Source organism: Streptomyces sp. NPDC002044 (assembly GCF_040296725.1).
In the GTDB taxonomy this organism is placed as follows: domain Bacteria; phylum Actinomycetota; class Actinomycetes; order Streptomycetales; family Streptomycetaceae; genus Streptomyces; species Streptomyces antarcticus.
In genome coordinates this window covers 1-6,090 of sequence record NZ_JBEOXU010000242.1, presented here as the reverse complement: position 1 = coordinate 6,090, position 6,090 = coordinate 1, and the positions used below count along the sequence as shown (strand labels likewise).

The window sequence follows — 6,090 nt, the reverse complement described above, 5'->3', positions numbered from 1 at the left end:
CCGGCCGCTGCCCCAGACCAGTTCCCCGAGCGCGCCGAGGTTGGCGTCGTTGTCCACGTACACGGGCACCCCGAGGCGCTGCGAGAGCTCCTGGCCGCCAGGGTGGTGACCAGGGCCAGCAGCTCCGAGGTCCACTCCTGCGGCCACTCGGCCGGACCGAGCGCCTCCAGTCCGTCGGCGGCGGGGTCCCGGTGCGCGTCGCGCGCGGCGAACCAGGACTCCAGCACCCGGGCGCCCTGGACCTCGTACTCCCAGGCCCCGGGCGGGACGGGCGAGACGGTGCCGGCGCCCAGGCTCAGCGTCTGGCTCCCGGCGTCGTACGCGATCGCGTGCGGCCACCCGGCCACCGCCGAGCGGACGTACGGGCGCCGCCCGCCGGGCAGCCGGGGCGGCTCTCCGCGTGCCCCGCGCAGCTGGACGGCGAGCAGCCGGTGCCCCAGGTCCAGCCCGGCCCGCCAGCGCTCCGCCGTGGCGGCGAGCGGCACCTCGTACCCCCGGGGGCCGGGGCGGCCCGCCGCGAGGATCCAGCACAGCACGTCCTCCGGGGTGGCCCAGCCGCCGTACTGCCCGCCGAGGAGGGGCAGCAGGCCCGGCGCGAGGTTCGGTTCGGCGCCGCCCGGACGCCGGTGCAGGGGGCGGACACGGACGACCCGCCCGGCCGGCAGGTGCGCGGTGACGAGCGGCTCCGGGCCCTCGGTCAGGAACAGCTGATGTCCGTCCAGCACCCGCCAGAGCTCGGGGCGGGCGCTGTCGATCAGCCGCTGGTCGGGCAGCAGCCACTGCTCGTCGAAGGGGGCGCGAAGCACCCGTACGGGGTCGGGGCAGGGGCCCGGACCGTCGGCGAACCGGGTCGTGGCCGAGCGCTGGCCGGGCAGGGCCGCGGCGCCGGCGGCCGGGGTGCGGCTGCGGCTCGGGCGGAACAGCCGTTCGCGGTCGGCTCCTTCGGCGCCGGTCAGGGCGGCCCAGCGGGCGCGCAGGACGGCCGGGTCGGGCGCGGCCACCCAGTCCCGGCCGAGGCGCAGGCCGCCCGTGGCCCAGGGCATCAGATCGTCCAGCAGCGGTACGTCGTCGCTCACGCCGCCGATGGTAGCGACGACACCCGGCGGCCGGGCTGCGTCCCGGCCGAAGCGTTACGCTCCTTGTGTAGCCGTACGTCCTGAATCGACCCAGGAGAGAGATGGGCATGAGCCAGTACGACGAATACTCGACTCCGTCGCAGGCCGAGGGCGAGCGCCTCGACGAGGACATGGACGAGGCCCAGCGCGCGCAGCGGCGCCACCCCCGGACGACGCGCACCACCCCGTCTCAGGCGGAGGGGGAGCGCACCGCGGAGGACGACGCCCAGCAGGGCTGAGGCTGCGGCCGTCGTGGCCGTCGTGGCCGTCGTGGTCGCTGTGGTGGCGGTGGTCGCTGAGGTGCGGGGGCGCTTGGGGCGTTGGCCGTGAGCGTCGCGCCGACGGGCCCGCGCCCCGTCAGTGCGCGTCCACCGTCACGGTGAAGGAGAAGCGGTCGCCGCGGTAGCGGATGCGGGCCACGTCCACGACCCGGCCGTCCTCGTCGTACGTCACACCCGTGTAGTGCAGGATCGGGCTGAGCAGCGGGACCTGGAGCAGTTCCGCCGTCTCCGGGTCGGCGAGCCGGGCCTCGATCGTGTCGGTGATCCGGCTGATCCGCACCCCCGCGATGTCCCGCAGGACCTTGGTCATCGGCCACCGTTCGAGATCGGCGGGCCGTACGGCGGCGGCGAACTCGGGCAGGACCGCGTTCTCCGCCCAGTTGGTCGGCTCCCCGCTCTCGCGGTCGTGGCGCAGACGGCGGTAGGTGACCACCTCGGCCGTGTCCGGGAAGTGCTCCAGCAACTCCCCGGCCACGGCCGTGCGCCCGTGGCCGAGAATCGTCGTACGGTCCCCCGACTGCTGGGCGACGATCGCGTCGACCGAACCCAGCAGACGTACGGGGGCGCCGCGCAGCGCACCCGGCTCGATGAAGGTGCCGCGCCGCCGGTGCCGGCTGATCAGTCCCTCGCCCTCCAGCTCCTTGAGGGCCTGCCGCATGGTCAGCACGCTCACCCCGTAGTGCCCGGCGAGCTGCTCCTCGGTGGGCAGGCGCAGCGAGGCGTCCGGGGTGCGCCCGAGTATCGAGGCGCGCAGCGACTGGGACACCTGGTACCAGAGCGGGAGCTTCCGGTTCAGTACCAGCGAGTCGGGGGCGAAGGCGGTCACGGGTGGTTCTCCGTAGGGCTGGACAGGGGGAGAGCGGCGGCGGAGGTGAGCGTACGCAGGCCGGGTCAGGCGCGGAAGTGGCGCTGCAGTCCCCGCCAGACGTCGTCGTAGCCGCGCTGGAGGTGGTCCGCGCCGGCCGCCTGGGCGGTGGTGGTGATCGGCCAGCGGGTCTCGAACATGAACGCCAGGCCGTCGTCGATCTTCTGCGGCTTCAGCTCGGCGGCGCTCGCCCGGTCGAAGGTCTCCCGGTCCGGGCCGTGCGCGGACATCATGTTGTGCAGCGAGCCGCCGCCGGGGACGAACCCCTCGGCCTTGGCGTCGTAGGCCCCGTCGATCAGGCCCATGTACTCGCTCATCACGTTGCGGTGGAAGTAGGGCGGGCGGAAGGTGTCCTCGCCGACGAGCCAGCGCGGGGCGAAGACCACGAAGTCCACGCCCGCCAGCCCCGGGGTGTCGGACGGCGAGGTCAGGACGGTGAAGATCGACGGGTCGGGATGGTCGTAGCTGATCGAGCCGAGGACGTTGAACCGGCGCAGGTCGTAGACGTACGGGACGTGCGTGCCGTGCCAGGCGACGACGTCGAGCGGAGAATGGTCGTAGGCCGCCGACCAGAGGTTGCCGCAGAACTTGTTGACGACCTCGGTCGGGCGGTCGAGCAGGCCCGGCTCCTCGTACGCGGCCACCGGGGCCCGGAAGTCACGGGCGGCGGCGAGACCGTTGGCGCCGATCGGGCCCAGGTCGGGCAGCTCGAAGGGCTGCCCGTAGTTCTCGCAGACGTACCCGCGGGCGTCGGCGTCGAGCAGTTCGACGCGGAACCGCACGCCGCGGGGGATCAGCGCCACCTCGCCCGGCCGGGCTGCGAGCAGGCCGAACTCGGTCCGCAGGAGCAGCCCGCCGCGCTCGGGGACGATCAGCAGCTCGCCGTCGGAGTCGCTGAACACCCGGTCGTCCATCGAGGCGTTGGCGGCGTAGAGGTGGATGGCCATGCCGGTGCGCTGGGTCGCGTCGCCGTTCCCGCCGACGGTCCACAGGCCGGCCAGGAAGTCGGTGCCGGGCGCCGGGGCGGGCAGCGGGTTCCAGCGCAGCCGGTTCGGATCCGCGGGGGCGTCGGTGAAGGGGGCGGTGCGCAGGGCCCCGTTGTCGACCCGGGTGAAGGGCGGGTGCGCGGCCGAGGGGCGGATCCGGTAGAGCCAGGAGCGGCGGTTGTGGCTGCGCGGCTCGGTGAAGGCACTGCCGCTGAGCTGCTCGGCGTAGAGGCCCAGGGGCGCGCGCTGGGGCGAGTTCCGGCCGAGCGGCAGGGCGCCGGGGACGGCTTCCGAGCTGTGCTCGTTGCCGAAGCCGCCGAGGTACTCCAGCGCCTCCGCCGTCTTTCTGGCCCGCTCGCTGCCGGACTGCTCGCTCATGTGCCGCTCCCGCTCCTTCGAAGGAATCCTATGGGTGACAGTAGGATTCCGCGGCCTCCACGTCAACGGCGGCTTTCGGTCGGTGCGGACGGCGGGGGCGCCGGGGCCGCGGACCGCCGCCGCCCGGCCCGGGCCGAACGGATTCCCGCACGGGCGGAACGGATTCCCGCACGGGGCCGAACGGATTCCCGCACGGGCGGAACGGATTCCCGCACGGGGCCGAACGGATTCCCGCACGGGGGGATCCCAAAAGATGAACAATGCTCTACTCTCTCGCGCATGTCGTGGACCCGCAGGTTTCCTGCCGTGCCGGCGGTGCTCCTCGCCGCCCTCCTCGCCCTTCTGTCCCTCTTCGCCGCCGCCCCCACGGCCCAGGCCCACGAGGAGCGGCCCGTCACCCTCCCCGACGGCACCGGATCCGTACCCGTGTACCGCGCCGGGGAGCCCGACCTGCTGGTCTGCAAGACGGACCGGCCCGCCTTCGAACGCCGCGTGTCCGCCTTCCCCGAGGCGCTGCGGCAGCGCAACCTCGCCCTCTACGAGCGGTGCGAGAAGACCGGCTACCGCCACCTCCAGGAGGCCGTGGACGCCGTCGACCGGCCAGGGATGAACATCGCGATCCTCCCCGGCCTCTACGAGGAGGAGCCCTCCCTCCCGAAGCCCGTCGGCGAGTGCGCCGCACTGAAGGCCCCCGACTCCTCGCTCGGCTACCAGATCCTCAGCTACGAGCAGCAGGTGCGGTGTCGGCACAACCAGAACCTCGTCGCCATCCTCGGCAAGACGAATCTCCAGATCGAGGGCACGGGAGCCTCACGGCTGGACGTGGTCATCGACGCCAAGTACCAGAAGCTGAACGCCGTCCGCGCCGACCAGTCCAATGGTGTCTACTTCCGCAACTTCACCGCCCAGCGCACCACGTTCAATTCGCTGTACGTGCTCGCGGGTGACGGCTTCGTCATCGACGACGTACTGACCCGCTGGAACGACGAGTACGGCTTCCTGACCTTCGCCAGTGACCACGGGCTCTACAAGAACTGCGAGTCCTACGGGAACGGCGACTCGGGCATCTACCCCGGCAGCGCCTCCGACATCAACGACGGCCGAGGCTACGAGGTCCCCCGGTACTCCATCGAGATCACCGGCTGCCGCAGCCACCACAACATGGTCGGCTACTCCGGCACCGCGGGTGACTCGGTCTGGGTGCACGACAACGAGTTCGACCAGAACATGGGCGGCGCCTCGATGGACAGCGCCTTCCCCGGCCACCCCGGACTCCCGCAGAACCACGCCAAGTTCGAGCGGAACCTGATCCACGACAACAATCAGGACTACTACCGGTACGTCGCCGACGGCACCTGCGCCAAGCCGCCGGCCGAACGCGGCTACGAACAGGGCGTCGTCTGCCCCCAGATCTCCATGCCACCGGGCAGCGGCATCATCACCGCGGGCGGCAACTGGAACCTGTACGAGGGCAATTGGGTGTACGGGCACCAGCGGGCCGGCTTCTTCCTCAGCGCCGTCCCGGCCTTCGTCCGCGGCGAGGAGGCATGGTCCAAGCAGACGGACACCTCCCACCACAACCGGTACGCCGGAAACGTGATGGGCAAGGACAAGGCGGGCGCCGCCCGGCCCAACGGCATGGACGTGTGGTGGGACGGCCAGGGGCGCGGCAACTGCTGGCAGGACGGCCCCGACGGCTCCACCCCGGGCACCGTCCCGCAGTGCGGCGCCGCCCGCGGCGACCTCACCGGGGCCTCGGCCCGGCTGGTGGGCGAACCGGTCAAGCTGGTCCAACTGCTGGTCTGCGCCGACTACAGCGTCCAGGCGCGCAAACTCCCGGCCGGCTGCGACTGGTACGGCGCACGCGGCCTGGAGCGGGTCGAGACCCAGATCGCGCTGGCCGTGGCGGCGGTGCTGCTGCTCGTCGGCGGCGTGCTGTGGCGGCGGCGCCTGCGCGGTTCCCGCCTGGGCACGATCGCCTCGCTCCTCGGCCTGGCCGGGCTCGCGCTGGACGTGGCGGGCTCCACCACGGGGCTGGTCGCCACCTTCGTCCCGGCGCTGGCACTGCTCCTCCTCGGGCTGTGGTGGACGGGCGCCGGCCTGGCCCTGCGCGCCGACCGCCCCTGGCTGGCCCGCCTGACCCTGCTGCTGGCCGGGCTCACCCTGCTCGACGCCTTCGACAAGGCGGTCCTGATGATCCCCTGGACCCCCCTGAGCCCCGCCTGGGTACGGGCCCTGGTGGCGCTGGTCTGGGTGCTCTGGGCGGTAGTGGCCTCAGCCAGCCCCGCCACTCCGGCCCCGGCCGGCCCGGGCACTCCGGCCGCCGCCACCGCGCCCGTCCCCGCACCGGCGGTGGCCGCGGGGGGCGGCCCCGTCCCGGTCCAGGAACCAGAGCAGCGTGAGGCGGGTGTCGACCCCCTCGACCTGCTTGACGTACGTCATCCGGTCGCCCGGCAGCGGTGTCG

General features: G+C 73.2%; 4 protein-coding genes and 2 pseudogenes. 2 read left to right on the top strand and 4 right to left on the bottom strand.

The genetic code is table 11. The features are described 5' to 3' along the window. The coding region (locus ABT106_RS30695; RefSeq protein WP_351283989.1) for a type ISP restriction/modification enzyme at positions 1-1,043 on the bottom strand (1,043 nt) is incomplete at its 3' end. Between the two features lie 140 nt (positions 1,044-1,183). Between ABT106_RS30695 and ABT106_RS30690 the strand changes: the two genes are divergently transcribed. Then, on the top strand, positions 1,184-1,354 hold the full coding sequence (locus ABT106_RS30690) for a hypothetical protein (RefSeq protein WP_351283986.1): 171 nt from the start codon (positions 1,184-1,186) through the stop codon (positions 1,352-1,354). 118 nt (positions 1,355-1,472) lie between these two features. Here ABT106_RS30690 and ABT106_RS30685 read toward each other — a convergent pair whose 3' ends face one another. After that, positions 1,473-2,222 carry a GntR family transcriptional regulator gene (locus tag ABT106_RS30685; RefSeq protein WP_351283983.1) on the bottom strand — a complete coding sequence of 250 codons (750 nt, stop codon included), beginning with the start codon at positions 2,220-2,222 and terminating at the stop codon, positions 1,473-1,475. Between the two features lie 65 nt (positions 2,223-2,287). Then, entirely contained in the window at positions 2,288-3,625 is a 1,338-nt protein-coding gene (gene hmgA, locus ABT106_RS30680) for a homogentisate 1,2-dioxygenase (protein WP_351283980.1), read from the bottom strand. A 279-nt stretch (positions 3,626-3,904) separates the two neighbouring features. Between hmgA and ABT106_RS30675 the strand changes: the two are divergent. Beyond that, positions 3,905-5,989 (top strand): annotated as a pseudogene (locus ABT106_RS30675) (right-handed parallel beta-helix repeat-containing protein); the annotation flags it as partial. Here the strand turns inward: ABT106_RS30675 and ABT106_RS32225 are convergent. Continuing rightward, positions 5,900-6,090, bottom strand: a pseudogene (locus ABT106_RS32225) (hypothetical protein); the annotation flags it as partial. The pseudogenes ABT106_RS30675 and ABT106_RS32225 sit on opposite strands and share 90 nt — an antisense overlap.

Coding starts and splice junctions, on each gene's coding strand:
- hmgA (WP_351283980.1), bottom strand. CDS start 3,625: ATGAGCGAGCAGTCCGGCAGCGAGCGGGCCAGAAAGACGGCGGAGGCG.
- ABT106_RS30690 (WP_351283986.1), top strand. CDS start 1,184: ATGAGCCAGTACGACGAATACTCGACTCCGTCGCAGGCCGAGGGCGAG.